The sequence below is a fragment of the Niallia sp. M35 genome, from assembly GCF_050971705.1.
In the GTDB taxonomy this organism is placed as follows: Bacteria; Bacillota; Bacilli; order Bacillales; family Cytobacillaceae; genus Niallia; species Niallia circulans_A.
The window spans coordinates 202,135-228,674 of record NZ_JBPCEP010000009.1 but is presented as its reverse complement, the minus strand read 5'-3'; the positions used below and the strand labels follow the sequence as shown (position 1 = coordinate 228,674).

General features: G+C 36.6%; 25 protein-coding genes. 1 reads left to right on the top strand and 24 read right to left on the bottom strand.

Features of this window, described 5'->3' with window-relative positions; genetic code table 11:
* Nucleotides 1-84: 84 nt before the first annotated feature.
* Nucleotides 85-3,879, bottom strand: a complete 3,795-nt coding sequence (locus NiCM35_RS14515; RefSeq protein WP_433779878.1) for a S8 family serine peptidase — start codon at nt 3,877-3,879, stop codon at nt 85-87.
* Between the two features lie 512 nt (nt 3,880-4,391).
* Here NiCM35_RS14515 and NiCM35_RS14510 point away from each other — a divergent pair.
* A complete protein-coding gene (locus NiCM35_RS14510; protein WP_433779876.1) occupies nt 4,392-4,826 on the top strand; it encodes a YwpF family protein in 435 nt (144 codons plus the stop codon).
* A gap of 62 nt (nt 4,827-4,888) precedes the next feature.
* Here NiCM35_RS14510 and NiCM35_RS14505 read toward each other — a convergent pair whose 3' ends face one another.
* From NiCM35_RS14505 to NiCM35_RS14395, 23 genes are all read right to left on the bottom strand, one after another.
* Nucleotides 4,889-5,194, bottom strand: coding sequence for a hypothetical protein (locus NiCM35_RS14505; protein ID WP_095329601.1), 306 nt, complete (start codon nt 5,192-5,194; stop codon nt 4,889-4,891).
* A gap of 176 nt (nt 5,195-5,370) precedes the next feature.
* On the bottom strand, nt 5,371-5,808 hold the full coding sequence (fabZ, locus tag NiCM35_RS14500; protein ID WP_047942697.1) for a 3-hydroxyacyl-ACP dehydratase FabZ: 438 nt from the start codon (nt 5,806-5,808) through the stop codon (nt 5,371-5,373).
* A 205-nt stretch (nt 5,809-6,013) separates the two neighbouring features.
* Nucleotides 6,014-6,298: a DNA-directed RNA polymerase subunit beta gene (locus NiCM35_RS14495; RefSeq protein WP_095329600.1), complete on the bottom strand. Its 285-nt coding sequence runs from the start codon at nt 6,296-6,298 to the stop codon at nt 6,014-6,016.
* 14 nt (nt 6,299-6,312) lie between these two features.
* Nucleotides 6,313-7,140 (bottom strand): flagellar hook-basal body protein, encoded by an 828-nt coding sequence (locus NiCM35_RS14490; RefSeq protein WP_123258485.1) that lies wholly within the window; start codon nt 7,138-7,140, stop codon nt 6,313-6,315.
* A gap of 35 nt (nt 7,141-7,175) precedes the next feature.
* Complete coding sequence (locus NiCM35_RS14485; protein WP_095329598.1) at nt 7,176-7,988, bottom strand: flagellar hook-basal body protein; 813 nt, start codon at nt 7,986-7,988, stop codon at nt 7,176-7,178.
* A 354-nt stretch (nt 7,989-8,342) separates the two neighbouring features.
* Entirely contained in the window at nt 8,343-9,344 is a 1,002-nt protein-coding gene (locus NiCM35_RS14480; protein ID WP_095329597.1) for a rod shape-determining protein, read from the bottom strand.
* 684 nt (nt 9,345-10,028) lie between these two features.
* Nucleotides 10,029-10,301, bottom strand: coding sequence for a sporulation transcriptional regulator SpoIIID (gene spoIIID, locus NiCM35_RS14475; RefSeq protein WP_016204804.1), 273 nt, complete (start codon nt 10,299-10,301; stop codon nt 10,029-10,031).
* Between the two features lie 767 nt (nt 10,302-11,068).
* Nucleotides 11,069-11,914 carry a stage II sporulation protein SpoIIQ gene (gene spoIIQ, locus NiCM35_RS14470; protein ID WP_095329596.1) on the bottom strand — a complete coding sequence of 282 codons (846 nt, stop codon included), beginning with the start codon at nt 11,912-11,914 and terminating at the stop codon, nt 11,069-11,071.
* A 196-nt stretch (nt 11,915-12,110) separates the two neighbouring features.
* Entirely contained in the window at nt 12,111-12,356 is a 246-nt protein-coding gene (locus tag NiCM35_RS14465; protein WP_433779872.1) for a hypothetical protein, read from the bottom strand.
* Between the two features lie 415 nt (nt 12,357-12,771).
* A complete protein-coding gene (gene spoIID / locus NiCM35_RS14460) occupies nt 12,772-13,785 on the bottom strand; it encodes a stage II sporulation protein D (RefSeq protein WP_095329594.1) in 1,014 nt (337 codons plus the stop codon).
* A gap of 350 nt (nt 13,786-14,135) precedes the next feature.
* The gene (gene murA / locus NiCM35_RS14455) at nt 14,136-15,443 is read right to left on the bottom strand and encodes a UDP-N-acetylglucosamine 1-carboxyvinyltransferase (RefSeq protein ID WP_123258487.1); all 1,308 of its coding nucleotides are present in this window, start codon (nt 15,441-15,443) and stop codon (nt 14,136-14,138) included.
* A 33-nt stretch (nt 15,444-15,476) separates the two neighbouring features.
* Nucleotides 15,477-16,226 carry a YwmB family TATA-box binding protein gene (locus tag NiCM35_RS14450; RefSeq protein ID WP_433779870.1) on the bottom strand — a complete coding sequence of 250 codons (750 nt, stop codon included), beginning with the start codon at nt 16,224-16,226 and terminating at the stop codon, nt 15,477-15,479.
* Nucleotides 16,227-16,428: 202 nt separating this feature from the next.
* Nucleotides 16,429-16,665, bottom strand: coding sequence for a DUF1146 family protein (locus NiCM35_RS14445; protein WP_095329591.1), 237 nt, complete (start codon nt 16,663-16,665; stop codon nt 16,429-16,431).
* 311 nt (nt 16,666-16,976) lie between these two features.
* Nucleotides 16,977-17,384, bottom strand: coding sequence for a F0F1 ATP synthase subunit epsilon (locus NiCM35_RS14440; RefSeq protein ID WP_047940726.1), 408 nt, complete (start codon nt 17,382-17,384; stop codon nt 16,977-16,979).
* Between the two features lie 20 nt (nt 17,385-17,404).
* A complete protein-coding gene (gene atpD / locus NiCM35_RS14435) occupies nt 17,405-18,820 on the bottom strand; it encodes a F0F1 ATP synthase subunit beta (protein ID WP_095329590.1) in 1,416 nt (471 codons plus the stop codon).
* A 72-nt stretch (nt 18,821-18,892) separates the two neighbouring features.
* Nucleotides 18,893-19,753: an ATP synthase F1 subunit gamma gene (gene atpG, locus NiCM35_RS14430; protein WP_095329589.1), complete on the bottom strand. Its 861-nt coding sequence runs from the start codon at nt 19,751-19,753 to the stop codon at nt 18,893-18,895.
* Nucleotides 19,754-19,786: 33 nt separating this feature from the next.
* Nucleotides 19,787-21,295, bottom strand: a complete 1,509-nt coding sequence (gene atpA / locus NiCM35_RS14425) for a F0F1 ATP synthase subunit alpha (RefSeq protein WP_095329588.1) — start codon at nt 21,293-21,295, stop codon at nt 19,787-19,789.
* 26 nt (nt 21,296-21,321) lie between these two features.
* On the bottom strand, nt 21,322-21,858 hold the full coding sequence (locus NiCM35_RS14420; protein ID WP_095329587.1) for a F0F1 ATP synthase subunit delta: 537 nt from the start codon (nt 21,856-21,858) through the stop codon (nt 21,322-21,324).
* On the bottom strand, nt 21,855-22,373 hold the full coding sequence (gene atpF / locus NiCM35_RS14415; protein WP_095329586.1) for a F0F1 ATP synthase subunit B: 519 nt from the start codon (nt 22,371-22,373) through the stop codon (nt 21,855-21,857). Before atpF ends, NiCM35_RS14420 begins: the two co-directional genes overlap by 4 nt.
* A gap of 232 nt (nt 22,374-22,605) precedes the next feature.
* Nucleotides 22,606-22,812: a F0F1 ATP synthase subunit C gene (atpE, locus tag NiCM35_RS14410; RefSeq protein WP_016204791.1), complete on the bottom strand. Its 207-nt coding sequence runs from the start codon at nt 22,810-22,812 to the stop codon at nt 22,606-22,608.
* Between the two features lie 66 nt (nt 22,813-22,878).
* Nucleotides 22,879-23,592 (bottom strand): F0F1 ATP synthase subunit A, encoded by a 714-nt coding sequence (gene atpB, locus NiCM35_RS14405; protein ID WP_163187495.1) that lies wholly within the window; start codon nt 23,590-23,592, stop codon nt 22,879-22,881.
* A 2-nt stretch (nt 23,593-23,594) separates the two neighbouring features.
* Nucleotides 23,595-23,990 (bottom strand): ATP synthase subunit I, encoded by a 396-nt coding sequence (locus tag NiCM35_RS14400; RefSeq protein ID WP_095329584.1) that lies wholly within the window; start codon nt 23,988-23,990, stop codon nt 23,595-23,597.
* A gap of 320 nt (nt 23,991-24,310) precedes the next feature.
* On the bottom strand, nt 24,311-26,518 hold the full coding sequence (locus NiCM35_RS14395) for a S8 family serine peptidase (protein ID WP_235850239.1): 2,208 nt from the start codon (nt 26,516-26,518) through the stop codon (nt 24,311-24,313).
* Nucleotides 26,519-26,540 lie beyond the last annotated feature (22 nt).

Below are 26,540 nucleotides of genomic sequence, written 5' to 3'. Positions count from 1 at the left end.
CTCGGTATCCTTGGCGGGGTTTATCTTTGATTGAACTATTTATGTCCCAACCCGTTACTCGTCTTCTTTTATAGATCTGTTTGTTTATTTATCCTCTGGAACTTTAATATCTTTTCGTTTTTCTTGTTTAGTCATCTTATAGAAATAAACAGTTTTCGTTGTTTTATGGCCAGCTAAATCGGTTGCTGTGAATTCAAATTCATTTAAGCCATTTTCTAAGTCTAATTCCACTTTCTTGACTGTTTTTTCTAGACTTCTCATAGCATACGGCTCTTTAAATGTCTGATAGTAAAGCTCACTTCCATTTAGAGCTAATTGAATATCATCAAAATTATCCTTTACTGTTACATGCACAGTTGGATTTTTGCCATTGCTATTTACAATTCGATTGCCAGAAAGCCCTTTGAAAGAGATGACGGGCGCCTCTGCATCAACGATAAAGCTTCGTTTAAAGACTGCTGTATTATCAGCACTGTCTGTTGCTTTGATTTCAACAGAATGCACGCCATTTTCATAAGGAATAACTGTATTAAAGGTATATTCTTCTTTCTCCTTATTATAATCAGCATCTACTTTTTGTCCGCCAATCGTAAATTCTTTAAGGTCCGAATCATCCTTGATTGTTCCACTAAACGCTACTTCCTTTTCTCCATACACCTCTAAAGCTTCTGGAGTCGTTAAAGAGATTACAGGAATTGTTGTATCCTTCTTCTCTTCTTCTGCAACCACATTTGCTTCCTGTTTATTGCCAGCATAATCATATGCAACAACTGTTACAGATGTACCTGTTTTTACTTCATTCGGCAAAGTAAATTCAGTTATTTCACCGCTGACTGGAGTAGTTACAACCGATTTTCCATCTACTAAAATATCTAAATAAGAGATGCCAGAGCCATTTTCATCATCAGATGCAGCAATTTCCAATACTTTATTACCTTCTGCTAAATCCACTTCAACTGTTGGACTTACTGTATCAACAATAACTGGAATATCTACTATCTGTGGCTTTGCACCTTTATAGTCAAGAGTTGCACTAACGCGGTAGAAATATTGCCCTTCCACTAGCTTTCCATTCACTTTTCCATCCCAAGCCCAATTGGAATCAAGAACATATTTTGTTCCTTTGCCGCCATCATAGAAATTCTTTCTAATTTCTTCTTGTGTACGTAATGTTCTTACGGTTTTTCCCTTACTATCAACAATGGAGAATTGAACTTTCTTTGCATTTCTTAAAAATGATAGAATCGGAATAATTTCTTCTTGGACTCCATCATTATTTGGAGAAATAGCAATTCCTTCTTTTATAAACTTACTTGTAATCGGATCATATCCAAGGTATAGGAAGTCTTCTCCTTCTTTTGTCACCGCTCCAGCCATACCATAGAAAGATGTTTCATCATATTTCATCCCATCTAAAATTGGGGCTTTGTTCCAGTCACCTTTAAAGCCAACATATGGCACGGTTAATGTTGCATTTTTTTCCTGTGGATCTGTTAATGTTACATACCCTTCCACAAAATAGCCGTTTTCAAATACGCGATCAATCGCTACAGGCGTTTCCCAACTGCCTGTTTGAGAAGGATCAATTACTTTTGCATTTGTTAAATCAACAGATACTTTAATTTTTTTGCTTTTATTGGCAGGAATGCTGATCGTTGTTCCATCCTTATCATTTACTTTTATCTTTGCATCCAAAATCTTCTGTGCTTCTAATAGGTCAGCAGTATAGCCTAGCTCTCCGTAAGCTGCAAAGTCTGTTTGAATATTTGCAGCCACATCATACTTAACCTTCTTATCACTATAATTTTTCGCTTCTAGAGTAAAAGTAAAGGTGTTTCCTACTTCTTTTAAGGCTACTTTCCCTTCTTTCGTCTTCTTCTCCGTTACAATTACAGGTGATTGTAACGCTGCATGCAGCTGCATTAATCCAGCTCCTTGACGGCGTGGAGAATATGGTACTTCCCAGTCAAATGCACTGTTTACTGTTCCAATATCTGTCACCGGTTTAGCAGTGTTCATTAAAAGATTTTTGGCAATGTTTACTCGATCAAAGCCTGATACATCGAATTCATTATCTACACGTTCTAATACGAGGGCAGAACCTCCTGAAACATGTGGGGCTGCCATCGACGTTCCACTCTTCATCCCATATTGATTATTTTCTAAAGTAGAATAGATTTGGCCGCCTGGCGCTGTGATTTCTGGTTTAAAATCTAAGTTATTCGTTAGGCCCCATGAGGAAAAGCTACTCATTTTTCCTGCTTCTGGATTAGCGGAAGTTATTTTTTTTCCATCAAATGTAATCGAGATATTTTCACCACTTTGAAGAGCTGCTGCTAATTTATCCCCATCTGTTTTTAATAAGAATAGTTGAGGAATCTTAATGCTTGCATCTGTTGCCATGCTAACAAAGCCATCTGTATTATTATAAATAATTACACCAGCTGCCCCTGCCTTCTGTGCATTGATTGCTTTATCCACGAAGCCGATTTCGCCTCTTTGGATGAGCGCATAGTTATCCTTCACATCAACTGCGGCTAATTCCTCTGGTGTTCCTAATCCAGCATAAACAATTTTAAATGTTTTTTCCGCAACTGAATTCGGATGAACACTGCTTGCTGACAGGAATCCAGCTTGTTCCGTTTGACCATCATATTGATAGGAAAGTGCATCAATATCTATAAAACTATTTTCAATAGATGCAACTTGTAAACTATCATAGGCGACACCTGGTGAACCAGATACGCCAATATCAGGATTAGAGCTAGATGGATTGGCAAAGCCATTTCCAAAGTGGGCGGAGTTTCCAGCCGAAATAGACATCATTATTCCATTTTCCACAGCACGCTCTACAGCTTGCTGCTCTGGTGCATCAGCCGCAACAAAGCCTGCTGGAGATCCTAAACTCATGTTAAGGACATCTGCACCTAATACGATCGCATCATCAATAGCTTTAATATAAATATCTCCCCAAGTAGTAGAAACAGTTGGATCATTTCCGAAAACCTTTAAGGCTAAAAGCTGTGCCTCTGGCGCAACTCCTTTAATCCCATTATTGTCTTCATCGCCATTTGCGCCAACAGTACCTGCGACGTGCATCCCATGCATGCTTGCCCCTTCAGCGATATCTTGGATAATATCATTTTCATCCATATAGTTATATCCGTATGGAACCTTTTCGCTATAAAATTTGCCTTGCAGCCCATTTTCCTTTTTAAATTGGGCAATTTCTGCTTTGCTTAATTCCTCTTCTGTTTCATCAGAAAGCACCATGTCCTTATGATTCGGGTCAATGCCGGTATCAATTACACCAACAATCATTCCTTCCCCTTTAAAACCATAATCTCGCCAAGCATCTTGAGCTTGTACAAGTTCTTTACTATATATCATGTCTGCTTCTTCTTCTGGTCTTTCATAAGCTGTGGCAATATGTACTTTTGCTACCTCTGGAAGTTCTTCGATTTTTTCAATATCCCCGTACTTCATTTCTCCACTAAAACCATTAAAAATAGTGGTGAAATTCTCTAATTCCTTAAATTTTACTTTTTTTGCTTTTACTTTTTCTTTTACTGTTTTCTGCTCTGCTAACTTCTCACTCTTTAATTTTTCTTTTGTTGATTTAGGCAATTCTTTTACTTGCTTTGCCTGTGCTTGAGCATATTGCACCGTCGGCTCCGTGTTCATCTCTACCACTACCCGGACCGTATCGGTTTTTTTATAAGCAGTCTCTAGCTCGTCCGCCTTTATGGTTTGGATATTTTGCTTGTTTTCTTCTCCTTTTTTACTTATTTCCTTATCAGGTACAGTTGCTGCCAATACACTATTGGAAAATAGCATAAAGAGCATAATAACTAGAAAAAATACTTTTCTAAGTTTCACGTTAAAACTCCCCTCTAATCCTTCTTTATTTTCGGAATATATCGAACTATATAAAAATATCATAATATTCTTATATTTTTTAAGGGACGAAAGTACTGTCTCTTGCTTGATATGCTAGTAATTTAGTCAGTTAATATCGCATTTTTATTCTTTTTTCGGCAAGAGTTGACGTTATTCTGCTTTTCTGCCAATTTCAGGATATAATCACCTTATAGAAAATAGTGGTACAGCTGTAATAGAAGCTACTTTTAAGAAGGAAATGTTAGCAAAATGATAAAACACTTTCATTTCAGAAAGAATGGTCGAATAAATAGTGAACAATATTAAACAAACTTTTATTAATATAATTTTTAAAGAGATTGTTTTCAGATGGAGCAGGGAAAACATTTTTGTACTATACGAAATAAAATTATATTCACTTATTTTTCAATCAGAGCATTCGAGAGCTTAGATAATTCATGAAGGTAAGGTATAATAAAAGAAATGAAGAATTTGCCTGGGGAGGGATTATTGTGAAAACGTTTAAATTAATTTCCTTACAGATCCTGACGAAGGAAAAGCTAATACCGATTAAATTGATTGATGGATTGATTATAAATAAAGAAGATGATTTTAATCATTGGCTAATTGAAGTTTATACAGAATTAGCTGCTATTGCTTTTCTTGATAAAGCATTTCAGAAGAAGGAAGAGTTGCTTGTTCAAGCTGTTATTTCAAAAAAAGAAAATGATCCCGCTCCTTTTGAAGTAACCATTCTTTCTATCCAAAATTTTGGCGATAAAGCAAGCATTCTATTAGAAGGAACATTAAAAAGAGACAGAAAAGACTATGCAGAGCTATTGCTCCAATATCTAATCGAAGAAGGCTATGAAGGGAAAAAGCTATCGAATAAATTTACTGAGCTAATGCAAAGTAAACCACAAACGTTTTTGGAGAAGAAGTTGTAGGTTATAGAATAGACGAATCTCAAGGTCCAAAATAACCTTGAGATTCTGAACAAATAGACTTTTTATCGATCTAAATCGTCTTTGTCATTCATATCATCTTTATCTTCGATCATGTCTTCACCAGGATCATTATCATCCTTTGTTGGATCTAGATCATCATCTCTATTTTCATCTGGTACATCTGATTCGTTGTCATTATCCAAATCAGTACCTCTGTCTGGAACAACGTCATTCGTATCTAGATCTTTATCTTCGACTGTGGTATCATCATCCGGTGGAGGACTTTGATTATCATCATTGTTACCACAAGCAGTTAACAGCATAGCAGATAATGCTGAAACTCCTAATAACTTCATCCATTTAGTCATTCGTTATACCCCTTTTCTTGATAAGTATCATTCATGACCAATTATTTGGTCAGTTATTAGGTTATCCAAGAAAAGAAAATTATTACGCCTTAATATTCAATTCCAATAATAAACAATGTTTGAATGAAAAAAAGAAGAAGCTCCTCGTTATACAGACACCTCTTCTTTCTACCTTTTTATGCTTCTTTCTTATCTCCAAGAGCAAACATAATTTCTGCTTCACATGCAATTTCTCCATCAACAGTGGCTACACATTTTCCCTTTCCAAAGTTGCCACGTAATCTCGTCATTTCTACTTCTAATCGCAGCTGATCCCCAGGAAACACTTGCTTTTTAAAGCGACAGTTATCCACTCCAGCAAAGAAAGCTAATCTTCCTTTATTCTCTTCCTTGATCAACATGGCAACCGCTCCTACTTGTGCTAAAGCTTCTACAATTAATACACCTGGCATAACTGGGTATTCAGGGAAATGACCATTAAAATATTCTTCATTTGCCGATACATTTTTGATTCCTACAGCTTTTTTACCTTCTTCCACTTCTAAAATTCTATCTACTAATAAAAATGGATATCGATGCGGAATAATTTCTTTAATTTGATTAATATCTAACATTTTGTGACCTCCTACTAATATGTGGTTATATTATATTGTACTAAAAAAAGCTATGAAAAAGGAAGGGATATCCCTTCCTTTTTTAAGATGTTTTTCAAAATAGTTATTTTAGCTAACATCCTGAACAGTTATTACATTAACTTGATCATTCCAGCACATCACCAAAAAAGGAATCTGTAATTATTTTTACAAATTCCTCTCTTAATTACTCTTCATTTATTAAATTGACAATATGCGTCCAGGTTTCTTTTTTAAAGGTATCCGTTGCTTTTCCGTTTCCCATAACACTATAACCGACAACGGCTCCAGCTAGAACACTTACAGCCAGTACTAAAAGAATGACAACAATACGTAGCCATATAGGAAACAGACGAACTCTAATCTTCTGCTTAGGAGAAGTTTTCTCTTCTGGATTATTCTTCTCTTTTTGATCTTCTTTAACCTGTTCTCTTGTCTTAACCATTTCTTGACTACTGCTATTTAATGCCATCACTTTTCTCCTTTTTAACGTATTCCATTCACTAATCCCATCATCTGATCTGCTAAAGAGATGGATCTGGACTGAAATTGATAGGAGCGCTGTGTAGCAATCAGATTGACCATTTCTTTGCTTATATCCACATTAGATTGTTCTAATGCATTCTGTTTCATTGCGATTTCATTTCTTCTGCCGCCATTCAAATCAACCATCACTTGATTTTCATCAGCAGTGTCAGAGAGTCGATATAAGTTCTCCCCTGTTTTTTCAAGGCTTTGTGGATTATTAGCATACGATATGCCAAGATTAAAGGTTTCCTGACCGCCATTATCCAATTTAACTGTTAAAGATCCGGTTGGCGAAAAAGCATATTCTTTAACATTATTATTTAATAAAATTGGGTTATTATTCTCATCAAGGATAGCATGGCCTTCTTTCGTAACCAGCATGTTCTCATTATTAGATACAGGTGATAAATACATCGCTCCATCTCTCGTATAACGCATTTCGGAAGTTCCTCCGTCTTGCACCAATACTCTGTATAATTGTCCTTCTTTCGTCAGTGCTGTATCTAAAACGCGATCAGTTGCTTTAATCGTTCCTTGTGTCATCACTAATTGTGTTTGAGCCATTTTAGCGCCTACGCCTTGCCTAATTCCGTTTGGCGTCTGACGGTTGACTTCTTGTGTTTCATCCTTTTGATTATTAAATTGCTGATAAAGCATATCTGTAAACGTCCCATTTTGTCTTTTATAGCCTGTAGTATCTACATTAGCCATATTATTACTAATAAGATCCATTTGCTTTTGCAGCTGTGTTAAAGTATTACTAGCCGTTATCATCGTTCTATTCATAGCGATTCCCCCCTTTACTACTATCTAAATCATTCTTATAGCTTACCAATTTCATTTGCGGCTTGATCCATACTCTTATCATAAGCCTGCAATATTTTCTGATTAGCTTCAAATGCTCGATAAGCAGTCATCATATCTGTCATTGTCTGCGCTGTATCAACATTAGAATTCTCTAAAAAGCCTTGATTGATTTGAAAGGTAACTTGGTTATTTGCATATGCACTTTGTAAAGTGGCTCCATCTTGTGCTCGATACAAACCATCACCCTCTTTTACGAGTTGTTCTGGTGAATCTGTATAACTTATTCCAAGACGATACGCTTCTCCATTACTACTTGTAAGCACTCCATCAGATGTAACAGAAAAATCCGTGCTTGTAAGCTGAATTCGTTCGTTATTTTCATCTAAAACGTAAGCACCACTAGAAGTAGTTAAATACCCTTGGCCATCTAATGTAAAATTTCCGTTTCTTGAATAGGCAACTCCATTATCATTTTGTACTGTAAAAAATAATCCGCCGCCAGCATTTGTTCCATTCCCTGGAACATTCGCGTTTAAGATCGCTAAATCTGTCTTTAATCCTGTTTGATTAAGATCACCCTGAGTAAACTTCGGTATTGCTTCTTGCATATAGACTCCTGTTGCTAAATAGCCTACTTGCTGCTTTTCTATCGCACCAACCGCATTTTTCCTAACACTTTGCTGTAATAATTCAGGAAAAGCTCTCATGGATGATTTGTCTGCCTTAAAACCCGGTGTCGTACTATTGGCCATATTATTAGAAAGCATTTCGGTTTTGCGTTGCTGAGCAAGCATACCAGAAGCTGCTGTATAGAACCCTTTAAACATAACTGTCTCCTATCTATACAAAGATTTCGATTCAAGCATATATATTCTATTATAAAAAAAATATCAAAAGATTACATTAAATTTTGTTGAAAAAAGTCTAAAAATGTTCATTATATTTATCATTTATTATATCGGCTATTCACAAGAACAATCTACTGGAAGATAAAGGAGGAAGAATCTTATCGCCACTGAGAAAAACAGAAATGGCAAAATAAAAAATCGGAAAAAGAAAAAGAAATTTTTCCATTCCGATTTTTTATGTTTAAGACTTATTCAAACGGGTATGAACTAAATAGATTTCATTTTCCTATGCATAAACAAGTATTTTTCACTTGTTTATGCACCCCCCATTTTTTAGCCTAATTTTCTTTTGGGAAGACGATCAATATTATCTAACATTATTCCTGTCCCGATTGCTACACAATCCATTGGATTTTCAGCTACTAATACGGGAACCTTCAACTCATCCGCTAATAGTAAGTCAATCCCGTGCAGCAATGCTCCACCACCAGTTAAGATAACTCCACGATCAATGATATCAGCAGAAAGCTCAGGCGGTGTTCTTTCTAAGACACTTTTAGCAGCTTGTACAATAATAGATACGGACTCTCTTAATGCTTGCTCAATTTCCTCTGAATGTACCGTAATGGTTCTTGGAAGACCAGAAACCATGTCACGACCGCGAATATCCATTTCTTCTTTTCGAGAACCTGGAAAAACAGTTCCAATATTAATTTTTATATTCTCTGCCGTCCGTTCTCCAATTAACAGCTTATATCTTCGTTTAATATATTGTAGAATTTCATTATCAAATTTATCTCCAGCCATTTTAATACTAGAAGAAGTAACGATATCACCCATTGATAACACTGCTACATCTGTAGTACCGCCACCAATATCAACAACCATATTTCCACTTGGTTGGAAAATATCCATTCCTGCACCGATCGCTGCAACCTTTGGTTCTTCTTCTAAATAGATTTTCTTTCCACCGCTTTTTTCCGCTGCTTCTTTAATTGCTTTTTGTTCCACACTAGTAATATTTGTAGGACAACAAATAAGAATTCTTGGCTTTGAAAGAAATCCTTTTACGTTCAATTTATTAATGAAATGCTTTAGCATCGCTTCTGTTACATCAAAATCAGCGATAACACCGTCCTTTAATGGGCGAATAGCAACAATATTTCCTGGCGTACGTCCGACCATACGACGAGCTTCTTCTCCTACCGCTAATACTCTGCCTGTATTGCGATCTAATGCCACAACAGAAGGCTCATTTAATACAATCCCTTTTCCTTTTACATGAATGAGAACATTTGCTGTTCCTAAATCGATACCAATATCTCTAGCAAACATTATATATGCTCCTCCTTCGCCTTTAGCTTTTCCATTTTTTTCGTTTGTTCATTTTATAATTTCATTTTCCTTATAGAGACAAAGAGCTGGCTTCCACACTATATGTAACGACATCCTCATATTTAAGTTTCATTAAATGTAGTTAAATGAAAAACATTCCTAAGAATACCTTTCATTCACACAGTTATAGCACCTTTTTAAATGCCACTAAATATTTACATCGCTTAAATATGTCTTTCTTATCGCTCTATATTAAATCAACCATTTTCATTCTTTTGTAAAGTGAATTATGTATGTTTTCAGGTTAAAATTTGTATGTTTTTTTCTCTATCTATTTAAACCACTCTAATTTTTTATTTTATCATAAGATAACGAAATAAGTAACTTTTTGTAAAAAAAATGAGTTTTTTTTCACAAAATAATCCTCTTTTTTTCAAAAAAGAAAAAGGACATTGCTTCCAAGGTCCTTAAAGCTATTATGTACCCTTTATCAGCATTCCAAAATGAGTTGCTTTTTATACTCATTCTTTTTCTCTATCGATGGAGGCACCTCCACCGATAGACTGTTGAAACTCCATTTTTCTAAACTTCCCTTTCTGTTTTAAATATTTCCAGGGTAACTTCCTATCGATACTTTTTCTATATAATTAATGTCGTCATAATAAAGAATTACCCTGGAATTTCTTACTGTACAGTTTCCCCTTCAAGCTCTTCCTTTTTATACTTCATTTTTGTTGCTTCCCCACCGCGTAGATGTCGAATAGATTTATGATAATCAAGGATCTCTTTCACTTCATTTGCTAAATCTGGGTTAATTTCAGGAAGTCTTTCTGTTAAATCTTTATGGACTGTACTTTTGGATACGCCAAACTCCTTCGCTATTACGCGAACCGTTTTTCTCGTCTCCACGATATACTTTCCAATCTTGATAGTTCTCTCTTTGATGTAATCGTGCACACCACTCGCCCTCCCTAAATTGGATGTGAGAAGTGTGAAATGAGACTCGCTTTTCGCTTCATCGAAATTCTTCATCCCGCACGTTTCCTTTCCTGCATAATACTTTTCTTCATGCGGCAGAAAGTTAAAACCTTTCTGTTGTTATAGGGATTAAACATGTCCTCAACTACATATCCACTGTCTTCAAACGACCCCTCACTCCAAACTTCCGCTTTGTAAGGTTTGTAACATTTTATTAGCTTGGGTAAGACTTTATGCAGAAAAATATGAATAGGGACAAGGTTTATCTGTTTTTTTCTATATTTACTTGTTTTTTTTGAATTAAATGGCTAAGTCTTATGTGAAACAATTGATAGGAATTATATTTTGCAAAGAGGAAATTGCTGATGTACGGTTTTACATCTGTTATTTTTGGTGAAATATCTATCGTTTTCACTGTTTGGAGGTTAAATATTTCCCGAGAAATTTGTCATTTTCCGCTCGTAAGTGACAATTTTTCATTTGCGTCTCTAACTTATAGTTAAATTATACTAATACTTTTTGCTTATTAATATTTTGAGTCATTATTTTTCTTGCCTTTAGTGGACTATTCGAGGATATAAATAGAGATGTCTAGATGAGAATTTTTTCTATTTCTTATTATTTTCGACATTTCCCATCCATAAAATACTTCTTTCGAGAATACATAAAGGTTGCCATAAAGCAGCTATCACTCGCATAATATTATTTTATGCTTTGTAAAAACTACTTATAGCAACCTCTAGTAATTAAGCGTTCGGATCTGTGGATGTAGATCCTTCTGAATCTTCATCCTGATTAGCGTTTGTTCCATTTTTTAAATTGTTATCTGTCGGCATTTCTTCATCGGAATTGCTTGATTCTTCTACTGCTGATCCGTTTTCAGAAGTAGCACCAGAAGTATCATCACTTTGTAAAGCACTTAACGGTTTACCAAAATAATCAATAGGGTTCACAGCTACATTATCTTTTCTTACTTCAAAGTGTACATGAACACCTGCTTCTTGATTCAACTTACTTTTTCCAGCAGTTGCTAATGGTTGGCCTTTCTTGACTTCAGCGCCTTCTTCCACTTGGAAATCCTTCACAGATTGATAATATGTTTTAATCCCATTGTCATGATCAATTTCAATTGTATTCCCTAATAGAGAATCCTCCGCAACTTTTGTAACGGTTCCACTTAGAGCAGCTACTACTTCAAATTCGCTGTCATCTTCCATTTTCAAATCAATACCTGTGTTTGGCTGATATTGATTATTGTAGAATACTAAGGATTCAGCTTGTTTTTCTTTACTAGCCGTATTATCATAGAACTCTTTTTGTGTAATGAAAGACTCTTCATCAACTACTGGCCATGCAAAGTTCTCAAATTCTTTTGCAACTGGTTCTGCAGGTTCATCTGTTTGTTTTGTTGGCATATCAGCGTTATCATATTTATACTTATCTGTTTCTGATGCGCTATTTTGATACCAAAGGACACCTGTTAGAATAATAGCTGCACTTGCGATATAAATGGCTGGAAATGCCCAACGCTTTTTAAAAAAGCTTTTTACTTTTGACTTTGGAGAAGTACGTTTGTTTTCTTCCTCTCTCATTTTATCATCACCTCAGCAATCATTCTGAACAGATAATGATAAATATATACCTACATGCTAAAAAAATTTTTTGGACTTATTTTTCGACAAAGTTCTAGAGTTTATACATAGAAACGAAAATTTTAATTATTAGCTGAATGAAGAACGCAAAAAAGCAAGCCTTTTTGAAGAAGACTTGCTTTTTAAAGTGGGGAAGTTATGGGATTAAGCTGTAAGATGAATCTGTAATTAATGCTTTGGCTGATTCCTCCGCTGCTTTGGCTGATTCCTCCGCCGCTTTGGCTGATTTCTCCGCCGCTTTGGCTGATTTCCCCGCCACTTTGGCTGATTCCTCCGCTACTTTGGCTGATTTCCCCGCCACTTTGGCTGATTCCTCCGCTACTTTGGCTGATTTCCCCGCCACTTTGGCTGATTTCTCCGCTGCTTTGGCTGATTCTCCCACTACTTTTGCTGATTTCTCCGCCGCTTTGGCTGATTCCTCCGCTACTTTGGCTGATTCCTCCGCTACTTTGGCTGATTCCTCCGCTGCTTTGGCTGATTCTCCAGCTCCTTTGGCTGATTTCCCCGCTGCTTTGGCTGATTCCTCCGCTACTTTGGCTGATTCCTCCGCTGCTTTGGCTGATTCCTCCGCTACTTTGGCTGATTCTCCGCCACTTTGGCTGATTCTCCCGCCGCTTTGGCTGATTCTCCCGCTGCTTTGGCTGATTCCTCCGCTACTTTGGCTGATTCCTCCGCTACTTTGGCTGATTCCTCCGCTACTTTGGCTGATTCCTCCGCTACTTTGGCTGATTCCTCCGCTACTTTGGCTGATTCCTCCGCCGCTTTGGCTGATTCTCCCGCTACTTTGGCTGATTTTCTTATTTCTGGGCTGTATATTTCGCTAGCATATCATCAGATGCTGTTACATCTACCCCTTTATAATAGTATTTTACGATTTCCTTGTAGTTTTTCCCATTTGCGGCCATTCCGTTTGCCCCATATTGGCTCATGCCGACACCGTGACCGTATCCTTTTGTAGTAATATAAACGGTATTTCCCTTTCGTTCCATTGTAAAGTCCGTTGATTTTAATTTTAACTTTTCTCTAATGTCTGTTCCTGATATTTTTTTTCCATTAATCTTGGCACTTGCAATCCGTTTTCCTTTTGTATATTTAACGTCTTCTAATACTTCCCTATCGGCTGTCAGCGTAACGCCTAAGCTCTTCTCCAAGTCCTTTACTGGTATGGTCACTTCCCCTTTAAATTTCGGCGAATTGACATCCCAGGGGCTTTTCACACTTTGTAAATAAGAGATCGAATTAGCCCAGACATCATCTGAATTTTCCGTGTATCCGTTGCTTGTAGAAAAAAAGGTGGCATCAATAGGAGTACCCTCATACGTTAAAATTTGCCCCTTTGTAGCCGCTACAGCCTCTTCTATCTTAGCCATATTCTTTTTCCAGTCCAACCCATCGTTTTCCCAAATTTTCTTTAATTCATCGCGATTATTATACACTTGATAGTTAATTGTATCGCCAACTAAAGCTCCCTCTGGCAGATTTGTTTTCTCTTGATTCATCATTCTTTTTACAATATATGTTCTAGCTGTTAAGGCTTGTGCTTTTAATGCTTCTTTTTCAAATTTCGCTGGCATTTCTGATGCAACAACTCCAACTACATATTCTTCTAAGTCTAATTTCTCTACTTCTTGTTTATTTTCACGATATACAGCTACTTCAATAGCAGGCTCTGGCTTTTCTGCAGGTGGTATATGACTCTTTACCTCTTCCTTTTTATCCTGAATAGAGGGGAGAACAAGGATGGTAGGAACAAGTAAAGTAATAACAAACAGAATGACTCCTAGTACGATGAAAGGTTTGATTTTAATCATGAATAAAGCCTCCATAAGATAGAAATAAGACCTTCTTAACTGTCTCTAAAACATTCTTATGGGAATGGACAAGCTTTTATTCCTTCTTTTTTCTAGAGAAATACCCTTAATTTATGGTTCTAAATATTTCGGTTTTGCATACTATTTTAGCAATCCTGTTATTTAAACATCTTCTGCATTTCCCTCTATTATATAACAGCCTTTTAATAAAAATTATGGCACATACCTAAACACAATTTGAGCCTTCATTGAACTTCTAAAATATTTTTCATATTATGTATAATTTTACCCACAAAAAAACAAACTTTATCTATCGGAATGAAATCGATAAATAAAGTTTGCTTAATATATTATGCATTTAAATCTGCAACATAGCTTGCTGTTAACGTTAATTCGCTTTCTTCAGTAATTCTTTCAATATCAGCGCCTAATGCAGCTAATTTTTCGTGGAAATTAACATAGCCACGATCTAAATGCTTAAGCTCTGTAACGCGTGTAATACCGTCTGCAACAAGTCCAGACAATATTAAGGCAGCTGCAGCACGTAAATCAGTAGCAGCTACTTCTGCGCCTTGAAGATTAGTTGGTCCATTCATAACAACAGAACGACCTTCAATTTTCACGTCGCCATTCATACGTCTAAATTCTTCTACATGCATAAAACGGTTTTCAAAAACAGTTTCTGTAATCATGCTAGTTCCCTTTGCACGAAGAAGTAATGCCATCATTTGAGATTGCATATCTGTTGGAAATCCTGGATGAGGCATTGTTTTGATATCTACAGCTTTTAAATTTTCTGCACTAATCACACGGATACCGTCTTCTTCTTCTTTGAAAACAACACCCATTTCTTCCATTTTGGCAATCAAGGATGATAAATGTTCTGGAACAGCACCCTGTACAAGGACATTTCCATTCGTAATAGCAGCAGCAATTAAGAATGTGCCTGCTTCAATTCTATCCGGAATAATCGTATGTTCTGTACCATGCAGCACTTCTACACCTTCAATACGAATAGTTCCTGTACCTGCCCCTCTTACTGTTGCGCCCATTTTATTTAGAAAGTTTGCTAAGTCAACAATTTCCGGTTCTTTTGCCACGTTTTCAATAATAGTCGTACCTTCTGCTAAAGAAGCAGCCATCATGATATTTTCCGTAGCACCAACACTTGGGAAATCAAGATAGATTTTCGCACCTTTTAAACGTCCATCTACGGAAGCTTCGATAAATCCATTACCAACCTGAACCTTTGCTCCCATTGCTTCGAAACCTTTTAGATGTTGATCAATTGGTCTTGATCCAATTGCACAACCACCAGGTAATGCTACTCTTGCATGACCATTTCTTGCTAACAAAGAACCCATTACTAAAACAGATGCGCGCATTTTTCTTACGTACTCAAATGGCGCTTCTACGCTTAAATCGCTTGATGCATCTACAGTTACTTCTCCGTTTTCAAAATGTACTTCTGCATTTAAATATCGCAATACTTCATTAATCGTATATACATCTGAAAGAGTCGGAACTGATTTAATTATACTTTTTCCATCACTTGCTAATAATGTAGCGGCGATCACAGGCAAAACGGCATTTTTTGCGCCTTCTACTTTAACCGTTCCATTCAACCTTTTTCCGCCGCGGACGATGATTTTATCCAAAGTCTATTCCCCTCCGCGTCCAATATCTCTATATTAATATTCAATCGTTATGATGGGTGTGCCAACTACGAAGGTAGTTTTTCCTCCCATATCTTGTGTTCTTAGTCCTATTTGTACATTCATTTCCTTTTCGCTATTATCAATTCGTTCTTCAAATAACGGCGTATATGCGGAGGTGGATATAAAATCATCCTCTTCCAACGCCTCTACTTTTTTTGCCTGAAATGCATCTAGCAAATGGTTAACTTTATAAGGCAAAGTCTCATTCATCTTATCACTGAATTCGCCTTTAATACAAGAGAAAATTGTTGGTTTTCCTCGAAATATGTCAGAAATTTTTTTATTAATTTCCATATCTAACCTTTTCATTTCTTTGTCCGCTAACTTCTTTCCTCTCACCTCATACATAATATATGATTGGACGTTATCAGTTGTTAAAGAAGTGGTTAAGATTATACTTTCTTCTGTTTGGCCACTGGATTTCAAGACCATCTTTGCTTGCCAGCTCTGATGATTTTTCGTTTCCACCCAATCACCATTTGGGAAAACTGTTTTTAACTCCGACTGATATGCTTTTGCATCTTCAATGCTTGTAACATTTTCCAGTCTTTCTCTTGCATGCAGAGACCATTCATTAATCGTTACATTTTCTTGTTTTTGTAAAATTTCATTTATAGTTATTAAGTCAGACTTCGTTCTCGCGATAGTGATGTTATTCCCAATTGTAAGATAAGCCAAACCAATTAATATTGTTATTATAATTAACGTTTTATTTATTTTCATTGTTATTCCTCCCCCATACTACCATTGTTTCCAAGGAGAAGAATTGCATACTAATGATTAATCGTCACTTTTTGACATGAATAAAACGTTAATCAATGAACAAACTATTTAAGCACACAAAATGAATTTTACTTAAAAAACGAACGAATGAAAACATGTATGAAGACCTATCTTTGTAATTAATTATTTCTTATTTTGGTAATTACTTCAATATTAATGGTAATTGTTGAGACCAAACTAAATAGTCGAGTAAAAAATTACTGACAACCGATCCCATTATAATGGCTAATAATACATATAATACTCGTGCTTGAAAAACTCTGTTTTTACGAAGGAATTTCTCAAAATTTAGTGACTGTAATGCCCACCACGAAAGAGCGATAAAAACGATATGTATCAAAATACTCAGTAATGCCTGTTGTCCAAAAGCTTCTACCATTTTTTCCTCCCATCTATCCCTTCTGTTTCAACTATTATTTGACGTATTGACTTATAAAAAGGTTTCACTTTGTGTTATTATTTTTTTATTTTTTTCATCTTAAAAAATGTAAACATTCATCCAGAGTGGGTTTCTCTACTCCATGCTGACTGTTTGTTGCATTTTTATGCCCAATCCGGAGTGTTAGCTTTACTCTTAGTGTCACTTATTTAACTGCCCAATAATTTTTAAAATAATAGGACATCTACTTTACCGCTCTATATCTTTCCTTTAGATCTAACCCACTAAAAAAAGTCCCCTTAGGGACTTTTTTAGTATTTTTTCTCAACAATGGATATACGATTCATTGCACGTTGAAGAGCAAGTTCTGCACGTCTAAAGTCCACATGTTCTGATTTTTGAGCATGTAATCTTTGTTCAGCGCGCTCCTTAGCACGTAAGGCACGATCATAATCAATTTCTTCCGCTAATTCAGCAGATTGAGCAAGTACTGTCACCTGATCTGGGCGAACTTCTAATATTCCACCATTCACCGCTATATATTCAGAATCTGAACCATTTTTCAAATGAACAGCTCCTATTTTAAGTGGAGCAACCATTGGAATATGGCCTGCTAAAATTCCAAGTTCTCCACTTTCTGCTTTTGCGATCACCATTTCTACATCTGATTCATGCACCGGGCCATCAGGAGTTACTACATTGACTTTAATCGTCTTCATTACTACCCCTCCTGATTATTTTATACTTCTACACCCATAGATTTAGCTTTTTCGATTGCTTCTTCAATACGACCAACTAAACGGAATGCATCTTCTGGAAGGTGATCATATTTACCATCAAGAATATCTTTAAATCCTTTTACCGTTTCTTTTACAGGTACGTAAGAACCTTTTTGACCTGTAAATTGTTCTGCAACGTGGAAGTTTTGAGATAAGAAGAATTGAATTCTTCTTGCACGGTGAACAACTAATTTATCTTCATCGCTTAGCTCATCCATTCCTAAGATACTGATGATATCTTGAAGCTCTCTATAACGCTGTAGTGTAGATTGCACATTTCTCGCTACATTGTAATGTTCTTCCCCAACTATTTCAGGAGAAAGGGCACGAGAAGTAGAAGCAAGTGGATCTACCGCTGGGTAAATACCCATCTCTGTTAATTTACGCTCAAGGTTTGTTGTTGCATCCAAGTGAGCAAACGTTGTAGCTGGAGCTGGATCTGTGTAGTCATCCGCTGGTACATAGATTGCTTGGATAGAAGTTACAGAACCTACATTTGTTGATGTGATACGTTCTTGTAATTTACCCATTTCAGTTGCTAATGTTGGCTGGTAACCAACCGCTGATGGCATACGGCCAAGCAACGCGGAAACCTCAGAACCAGCTTGAGTAAAGCGGAAAATATTATCGATGAAGAAAAGAACATCTTGTCCTTGTTCATCACGGAAATATTCAGCCATCGTTAATCCTGTTAAGGCAACACGCATACGAGCACCTGGCGGCTCATTCATTTGTCCGAATACCATCGCTGTTTTCTTAATAACGCCTGAATCCGTCATTTCATGATAAAGGTCATTTCCTTCACGAGTACGTTCCCCAACACCAGCAAAAACAGAAATACCACCATGTTCTTGCGCGATATTGTTGATTAATTCCTGAATTAAAACTGTTTTACCTACACCGGCTCCACCAAATAGACCAATTTTCCCACCTTTAATATACGGCGCTAATAAGTCTACCACTTTAATACCAGTTTCTAAAATTTCTACTTGGGTTGATAATTGCTCAAACTTAGGAGCTTCTCTGTGAATAGAATCACGTCTTGCACTTGCTGGAATTTCTGAATCTAAATCGATTGTTTCTCCTAATACATTAAATACACGACCTAGTGTTACATCCCCAACAGGTACGGAAATAGATTTTCCAGTATCTAATACCTCTGCGCCTCTTGTAACGCCATCTGTAGAAGACATTGCAATAGCCCGAACTGTGTTATCACCTAAATGAAGGGCCACTTCAAGGGTTAATTCTATGTTAGAAGAACTATTTGGACCTTGAACAATGCGTAATGCGTTGTTAAGGTCAGGTAGACTTCCTCCATCGAACTTCACGTCAACAACTGGTCCCATAACTTGAAGAACTCGTCCTGTGCTCATTAATTTCCCTCCTAAACTTTCTTAAAGCAGGTTCTGCTAAAACATTAAGTCTAGCAGAACTTATTTATATCGTTATTCTAACGCTGCAGCTCCACCAACGATTTCCGTAATCTCTTGTGTAATCGCTGCTTGTCTTGCACGGTTATACTGTAAACTTAAATTGTCTATTAATTCTTTCGCATTATCAGTAGAATTCTTCATCGCTGTCATACGTGCAGAATGCTCACTAGCTTTACTATCAAGCAGAGCACCATAAAGTAGACTTTCTGCATACTGTGGTAATAGAACATCGAGAATTTCTTCTGCTGATGGCTCAAATTCATAGGATGTTAATGTCTTATTAGAAGCATCCATTTCCGTTAACGGAAGAACCTTCTTCTCTATCACATCCTGCTGAATAGCACTTACATAATGACTATAGTAAACATAAAGTTCATCAAAAGTACCATCATCATACATACCTACTGCTTTGCTTGTTACATCTCTAATATCTAGGAAATCTGGTAAATCAGGAATTCCCACTACATCCAAAATGACATTATGTCCTTGCTTTAATAGAAAGTCTCGACCGATTCTACCAATAACAATTATGGCATATTCATCTTTTGATTGATGACGTTCTTTAATTGTTTGATTTAGCTTTCTTAGTACGTTACTGTTGTATGCTCCTGCTAATCCACGTTCAGAAGTAATAACCAGATATCCTGTTTTTTTAACAGGGCGTGTTTGAAGCATTGGATGGCTAACACCTGAGCTGCCTAGAGCCACAGAATGTGTCACTTCTTCCATTTTAGACATATACGGAATAAATGCTTTTACATTAATAACCGCTCTATTCATTTTCGCCGAATACACCATCTGCATGGCTTTCGTAATTTGGCTAGTCTTTTTTGTTGAGTCAATACGAGCTTTTATATCACGTAAAGATGCCAAAGATTCTCACCACCAATCTATAAGTTTGCCTTCTTATTCAGAAGCTACAAACGTTTTTTTGAAGTCGTTAATTGCTGCGTTCATATCATCATCAGATGGAAGATCCTTAGTTTTAACAATATGTTCTACCACATTTGTATGATTATGATCTAACCAATTTAAGAATTCTTCTTCGAAACGTTTAATATCCACTACAGGAATATCATCTAAATGACCACGTGTAAGTGCATATAGAATTGCAACTTGTTTTTCAACTTTTAATGGCTTATTAAGATCTTGTTTCAATACTTCTACTGTACGAGCACCACGATTTAATTTATCTTGTGTCGCTTTATCTAAATCAGATCCAAATTGAGCGAATGACTCTAGCTCACGGAATGATGCAAGGTCAAGACGTAATGTTCCAGCAACCTTTTTCATTGCTTTGATTTGGGCAGAACCACCAACACGAGAAACAGATAAACCTGCATTAATCGCTGGACGTACGCCGGAGAAAAATAGATCAGATTGTAAGAAAATTTGTCCATCTGTAATCGAAATTACGTTTGTTGGAATATAAGCAGAAACATCTCCTGCCTGTGTTTCAATAAATGGTAGAGCCGTAATTGACCCTCCACCTTTTGCATCACTCAATTTAGCGGCACGCTCAAGTAGACGTGAATGCAAGTAGAATACATCCCCTGGATATGCTTCACGACCTGGAGGACGACGAAGTAATAGGGACAGTTCACGATAAGCAGATGCTTGTTTTGTTAAATCATCATATACGATTAAAACGTGTTTACCGTTATACATAAACTCTTCACCCATTGCTACACCAGCATATGGAGCTAAGTATAGAAGTGGTGCTGGTTGAGAAGCAGATGCTGTTACAACGATTGTGTAATCTAATGCACCATTTTTACGTAATGTTTCTACAGCGTTACGTACTGTTGATTCCTTTTGTCCAATCGCAACATAAATACAAACCATATCTTGGTCTGCTTGGTTTAGAATCGTATCGATCGCTACAGATGTTTTACCTGTTTGACGGTCACCAATGATTAACTCACGTTGTCCACGACCGATCGGCACTAGTGCATCAATGGCCTTAATTCCTGTTTGAAGTGGCTCACTTACTGATTTACGATCCATTACACCAGGTGCTAAATACTCAATTGGACGAGTCTTGGTAGTGTTAATTGCACCTAGTCCATCAACTGGTTGACCAAGAGGGTTTACTACGCGTCCAATCAGCGCATCTCCTACTGGGACTTCCATGATTCTTCCGGTACGACGAACTTCATCACCTTCACGAATATCTGTATAAGGTCCAAGAATAATGATACCGACATTGCTTTCTTCTAGGTTTTGAGCTAAGCCCATTACTCCATTAGAAAATTCAACAAGCTCTCCAGCCATACAGTTATCTAGGCCATGTACACGAGCAATACCATCACCAATATTAATTACAGTACCAACTTCACTTACTTGAACTTCCGATTGGTAACTTTCAATTTGCTTTTTTATAAGAGCACTGATTTCTTCCGCTTTGATGCTCATGCGTTTCACCCCTATCTAAAGAATTACTATCCTAATAATTGTCGTTGTAGACGGTTCAGCTTCCCTTGAAGACTACCATCATATATTTGATTACCGATTCTCACCTTAATTCCGCCTAATAGGTTAGAATCAATGATATTTTCAATATTTAGCGATATTTTCCCCACTTTTGCAGCGAATGTAGCTGAAATAGCTCTTTTCTCATCCATAGTTAACGGTTTGATGGAATATACTTTTGCATCTGCAATCCCTTTTGCTTCATTAACTAGTGCAATAAATTGATCACATATACTAGTAATCATCTCTTCACGATGACGATCAATCAATAGCATTAAAAGGTTTTGTATATACTCACTCGCAGAAGCAAATGCCACTTTCACCATTTCTTTTTTCTTTTCTAATGCAATATTAGGAGATTGTAGAAATGTATGAATATCAGGTGAAGAAGTGACTAATGATCTTACTACTCGTACTTCTTCATCTAGCTGATCGATCTGTCCGTTTTCTTTGGCGATTTGGAAAAGGGCTAAAGCATAACGCTTTGCAACACCTGTATCCATCATCGTTTCTCGCCTACCTCTTGAATGTAATCATGAATTAACTTTTCTTGATCTTGTTCATTTAATTCTTTTTCAATCACTTTAGAAGCGATTAAAACAGAAAGAGAAGTGACCTGATCGCGAATTGTTGCAACAGCTTTTTCTTTTTGCTGTTCAATTTCTACTAGAGCAGAATTTTTGATTCGCTCTGCATCTTTTCTTGCATCATCAATGATTGTTTCTCTTTGAGCATCTGCTTGTTGTTTTGCTTTATCAATTAATTCTTGTGCGTCATTACGTGCTTCTTTTAATAATGCTCTTTGTTCTTCTAATAGTTTGGCAGCTTCTTGTCTGCTTTTCTCTGCATTATCTATTTCATTTGCAACAAATTCCTCACGATCCTTCATCATTTTCATTAAAGGACCCCATGCAAATTTTTTGATTGCCCACAGTAATAATAAGAAAGATAGTAATTGAACGATTACATCACCGCCCGCAAAATTCATTACGGCACCTAATACTAATCCATTTGTGAACACGCTTGATTCACTCCTTTCAGATAGTGTTTTGTATCACATACAGGAAACCTTTATTCGCTTATGGAAAAAAGGTGAATATGCTTATTTATAAAATAATAGGAACAATTTGTTAGCTATCGAAATACGCTTTTCACATGTTTTTCATGTGAATTGTTGATTTTAAATAAAGGAATGGCGAAGGTTCTTATCGAATGATCTTCGCCATAACTGGAATAATATTATTCTTATTCTATTAAAGAACCATAAATGCGATAACAACCGCCATGATAGGAATCGCCTCTACGAATGCAACCCCGATGAACATTGTTGATTGAAGCATACCTCTTGCTTCTGGCTGACGAGCAATCCCTTCTACTGTACGAGAAACGATTAATCCGTTACCTAAACCTGCACCTAGTGCTGCTAAACCAATTGCAATTGCTGCTGCTAATGAACCCATTATTAAAATCCTCCCTAAATTGTAATTATTATAAAGTTTGTCCATATTCTGAACTGGGTATATATATTAATGGTCTTGACTTACTTTATGAGCCATATAAACCATTGTTAATAAAGTGAAAATAAATGCTTGGATACTTCCGATAAAAATGGAGAATCCCTGCCATACCATTGTTAATGGGAAGGCCGCTACTGTTCCAATATAATTGGCTTTCGCTAAACCATTTACTAGTAAGTTTAGTAGTACCTCACCTGCATAAATGTTTCCGTATAAACGAAGACCCAGTGTGAGTGTGTTTGAAAATTCCTCTACTATTTTCAATGGTAATAAAAATCCTACTGGTTGGACAAACTCTTTAAAGTACCCTTTTGTACCACGCATTTTGACACCGTAGTAATGAGTTAAACCGACTACCATAATTGCCAGCGTTAACGTTACACCAGGGTCTGCAGTTGGCGATTTCCACCAAAGCTGATGGTCTACTGTAATAGCAAAAGGTAAACCTAACATATTGGAAATAAAGATATACATTAGAAGAGTGATTCCTAAAACATGAAACCTTCCTCCGTCTTTCCAATCCATGTTATTTTTAATAATATTACGGACAAAGTCCATAATCCACTCCATCAAATTTTGTCTGCCGGTCGGCTTCATTTGAAGATTCCGAGTGAGAAAAAACGCAATTAAAAAAACAATTAAACTTGATACAACAATCATCAAAACATTAGATAGGTTAAAAGTTAATCCTAAAAACACTTTGGTAGGTGCTTCATGATGCAATATTACTCACCTCTTTTCTCACCATTCTTATGTAAAATAAAATAACGCACTAAATAATCTGCCATAATGACAATATAAGCTGTCATCAATCCAATTACAACACTTATTAAGTGAACTTTTTGTGGATATTCTACGGCAATTAAGCAAACTATTACTGCTGTAGCCATTCGGGAAATGGTTCCTAAGCCATAAACCTTTCCTTGTTCTTCAATGGCTTTATCAAAGACCTTTGCTCTTCTAACCAGTAAGGTGAGATTGAATACACTGGCACTTGTCCCGACGAATAGACCAAGAAAAACAGATTGATAGGGGGTGAGCGCCCAAGCAAATGCACAAAATGATAAAAAGAAATAAAGGTATTTCTTAACCCTCATATAAATCTCAAACAATTGTTCCAATTCTCTATCCTCCTTATTTTCAGGGCATCACTCTAAACCCGCGAAAATAAAGCGAAGCAGAGAAAAAGCACATTCCTTTTGTATCATTTCGGGCATTATACCATATGTTTATCTTTCCTTTTCAACCGATAAACGAAGCGATTATATCGCTTGCCCCTTAACTCTATTAACACTATACTAGTGTTAAAATCTTGATACTCCGCGGGTGAAAACCTATTCATACCCCTTGTAAGCATACAATAGGGTATTGTCAATGTCAATGCATTTAAATACAAAAAAAAAATTCATTGCTCACCATTTAACAATCTCTTTCTTATAGCTTATTTTATTTTTAGAATTTTTTCAAGCATGTCCTCCTTCCCAGCTTTTTTGGCAAATATTTTCATTCGATATGTCCCTGCTTCTTCTACTTTTGTTAGGGCAAATTCACCTTTTAACCGACCTCTTTTTACTTCTTTTTTCCAATCTAGAAACCGGACAAATTGTAATGTATCTTCTCTAAAAAGAGCAATTCCAAATTCTTCAGCACCAGTCGGCAAATAGGTCTCATATTCATAACAGCTTTCTCCATTTTTCTTGTGAAAATCGAATCCCATAATTCTTGGATAATCTGGTTCTTCCAATACATATAAATAGGGTAATTCAATTAATTTTCCGCCTGCCCTCACTCTAATTATACCATCTTGCAGTTTCCTATTGAAAAGGTTATCATCGATATTCATTATTATTGGAATATTTTTCTTTTCTCCTGGTTTTATTGTAAAAGAAAGAGGAAGTTTCCAGCTAATCCCGCGCTTTCCTTTGGGAAAATCAAAAGATATTTTTTCCTTTCTTTTCCCTGCATTTTTAATAGTGATATACGCTTTATATTGATTCTTTTCTTTTACTAATTTATATTTTCCGAAACGAATACTACCTGGCATAATTAAAATATTGGCATCTACGGCTTGGTCAACTTGAATTCGACCCGCTCCCTGCTCATACACTTTATATGTCACATTTTGTCTATTTTTGACTGACTTTGCGGTATTCATTAAAGCCGCTTTTACTTCTTCCGGACCCCAGTCAGGATGCACTTCCAACAATAACGCACAGGCTCCAGCAACAAACGGAGCTGCCATACTTGTTCCCTGTAAAGCCATATATCCATCTGGAACTGTGCTATTTATCACAACTCCAGGCGCGAGAACATCTGGTTTAATTTCCCATGTACTTGTAACAGGTCCACGCGAGCTAAAATCTGCCAGTATATCCTTTTCCCACTTTTTTTCGATGGTTACATATATTTTCTTTTTTTGAATAGTCTTCTTTATAAATTCTCCTTCCTCCTTTGTAATTCCTGCTACTGGTATAGGGACTTCTTTTTCTAGCATTCCTTGAAATGCTCCGGGCAAGTTATTAAATATTAATACCCCGACCGCCCCAGCCTCATAGGCATTCTGCACTTTTTCAGTAAATGTCAATTCTCCTCTTTCTATTAATACTAACTTTCCTTTTGCATTCGTTAACTGCTGCTTCTTTCCTATTCCACCGCTTGCTAATGGAATAGATGCCATCCCCTTCCATTCTTTACTGTTCTCCATATTTGTTAAGGCAATTTTCTTATCATTTATGGTGAAAAAAGGAGTATGGATATTTGGCGTGGTAGCGCCAACGGAAATGGCTTTAGCTGCTGTTCCTGGAGAGCCAACTGTCCATTCGGCCGGGCCAGCGTTTCCAGCTGCTGCAACCGCAATTATCCCCTTCTTAACGACTTCATTTAAAGCCAGACTAATTGGCAAATCTGGGCCGTTCACATCACTGCCTAATGATAAATTGATAATATCAACTTTATCTCTGACAGCTCTATCGATTGCTGCTAATATTTGTTCTGTTGTTCCAGAACCACCTGGACCTAATGCTCTATAGGCATAAATTGTTGCGTTCGGAGCAACTCCTTTGATTTTTCCGTTTGCTGCAATAATTCCAGCAACATGAGTTCCATGAAAAGTATCTTTATTTCCTAACCCTTTTGTTTCCATCGGGTCCTTGTCCTTATCCACGAAATCATAGCCACCCCGATAATTTTTGGCTAAATCAGGATGTTGATAATCTATCCCTGTATCGATGACCCCTATTTTTATTCCTTTGCCACTAATATGATCTAATGACTTGCCTAAGTAATTCCTAATTTCATCTGCTCCTATTATTTCAACTGGGTCTTCTGCTTCTGCCATATAAGTCTGAACCTTTGAGACTTGGTTCACGCTTTCGCTTTGTTTTAATTTTTCAAGTTCATATACCGGTCCTTCCACAGAAAAACCACTGAATACCTCTGTAAAAATATATCTTCTTTTTAAATCAGGATATCGGCTAAGCAGCCGATCGATTTCTTGTTCGGCATAATTCTTCTTTGTATGCACAATAGCAATTTGAACTTCATTGGAATTTTGCGAGGGAAGATTTGGAGTTTTTAAAGATGCTGCCATTGTTAAATGTGATAGTAATAGTGGTATAAAGAGGAGAATTCCGAGTGTTTTTTGTAGCATTATTACCGCCCCCTGCAAATCT

Coding starts and splice junctions, on each gene's coding strand:
- NiCM35_RS14480 (WP_095329597.1), bottom strand. CDS start 9,344: ATGTTTGCTAGAGATATTGGTATCGATTTAGGAACAGCAAATGTTCTC.
- atpD (WP_095329590.1), bottom strand. CDS start 18,820: ATGAGCACAGGACGAGTTCTTCAAGTTATGGGACCAGTTGTTGACGTG.
- spoIIQ (WP_095329596.1), bottom strand. CDS start 11,914: ATGAGAGAGGAAGAAAACAAACGTACTTCTCCAAAGTCAAAAGTAAAA.
- fabZ (WP_047942697.1), bottom strand. CDS start 5,808: ATGTTAGATATTAATCAAATTAAAGAAATTATTCCGCATCGATATCCA.
- atpA (WP_095329588.1), bottom strand. CDS start 21,295: ATGAGCATCAAAGCGGAAGAAATCAGTGCTCTTATAAAAAAGCAAATT.
- NiCM35_RS14395 (WP_235850239.1), bottom strand. CDS start 26,518: ATGCTACAAAAAACACTCGGAATTCTCCTCTTTATACCACTATTACTA.
- NiCM35_RS14505 (WP_095329601.1), bottom strand. CDS start 5,194: ATGACTAAATGGATGAAGTTATTAGGAGTTTCAGCATTATCTGCTATG.
- NiCM35_RS14420 (WP_095329587.1), bottom strand. CDS start 21,858: ATGATGGATACAGGTGTTGCAAAGCGTTATGCTTTAGCCCTTTTCCAA.
- NiCM35_RS14440 (WP_047940726.1), bottom strand. CDS start 17,384: ATGAAGACGATTAAAGTCAATGTAGTAACTCCTGATGGCCCGGTGCAT.
- NiCM35_RS14450 (WP_433779870.1), bottom strand. CDS start 16,226: ATGAAAATAAATAAAACGTTAATTATAATAACAATATTAATTGGTTTG.
- spoIID (WP_095329594.1), bottom strand. CDS start 13,785: ATGATTAAAATCAAACCTTTCATCGTACTAGGAGTCATTCTGTTTGTT.
- NiCM35_RS14490 (WP_123258485.1), bottom strand. CDS start 7,140: ATGAATAGAACGATGATAACGGCTAGTAATACTTTAACACAGCTGCAA.
- NiCM35_RS14495 (WP_095329600.1), bottom strand. CDS start 6,298: ATGGCATTAAATAGCAGTAGTCAAGAAATGGTTAAGACAAGAGAACAG.
- NiCM35_RS14485 (WP_095329598.1), bottom strand. CDS start 7,988: ATGTTTAAAGGGTTCTATACAGCAGCTTCTGGTATGCTTGCTCAGCAA.
- atpE (WP_016204791.1), bottom strand. CDS start 22,812: ATGGGTTCATTAGCAGCAGCAATTGCAATTGGTTTAGCAGCACTAGGT.
- NiCM35_RS14445 (WP_095329591.1), bottom strand. CDS start 16,665: ATGGTAGAAGCTTTTGGACAACAGGCATTACTGAGTATTTTGATACAT.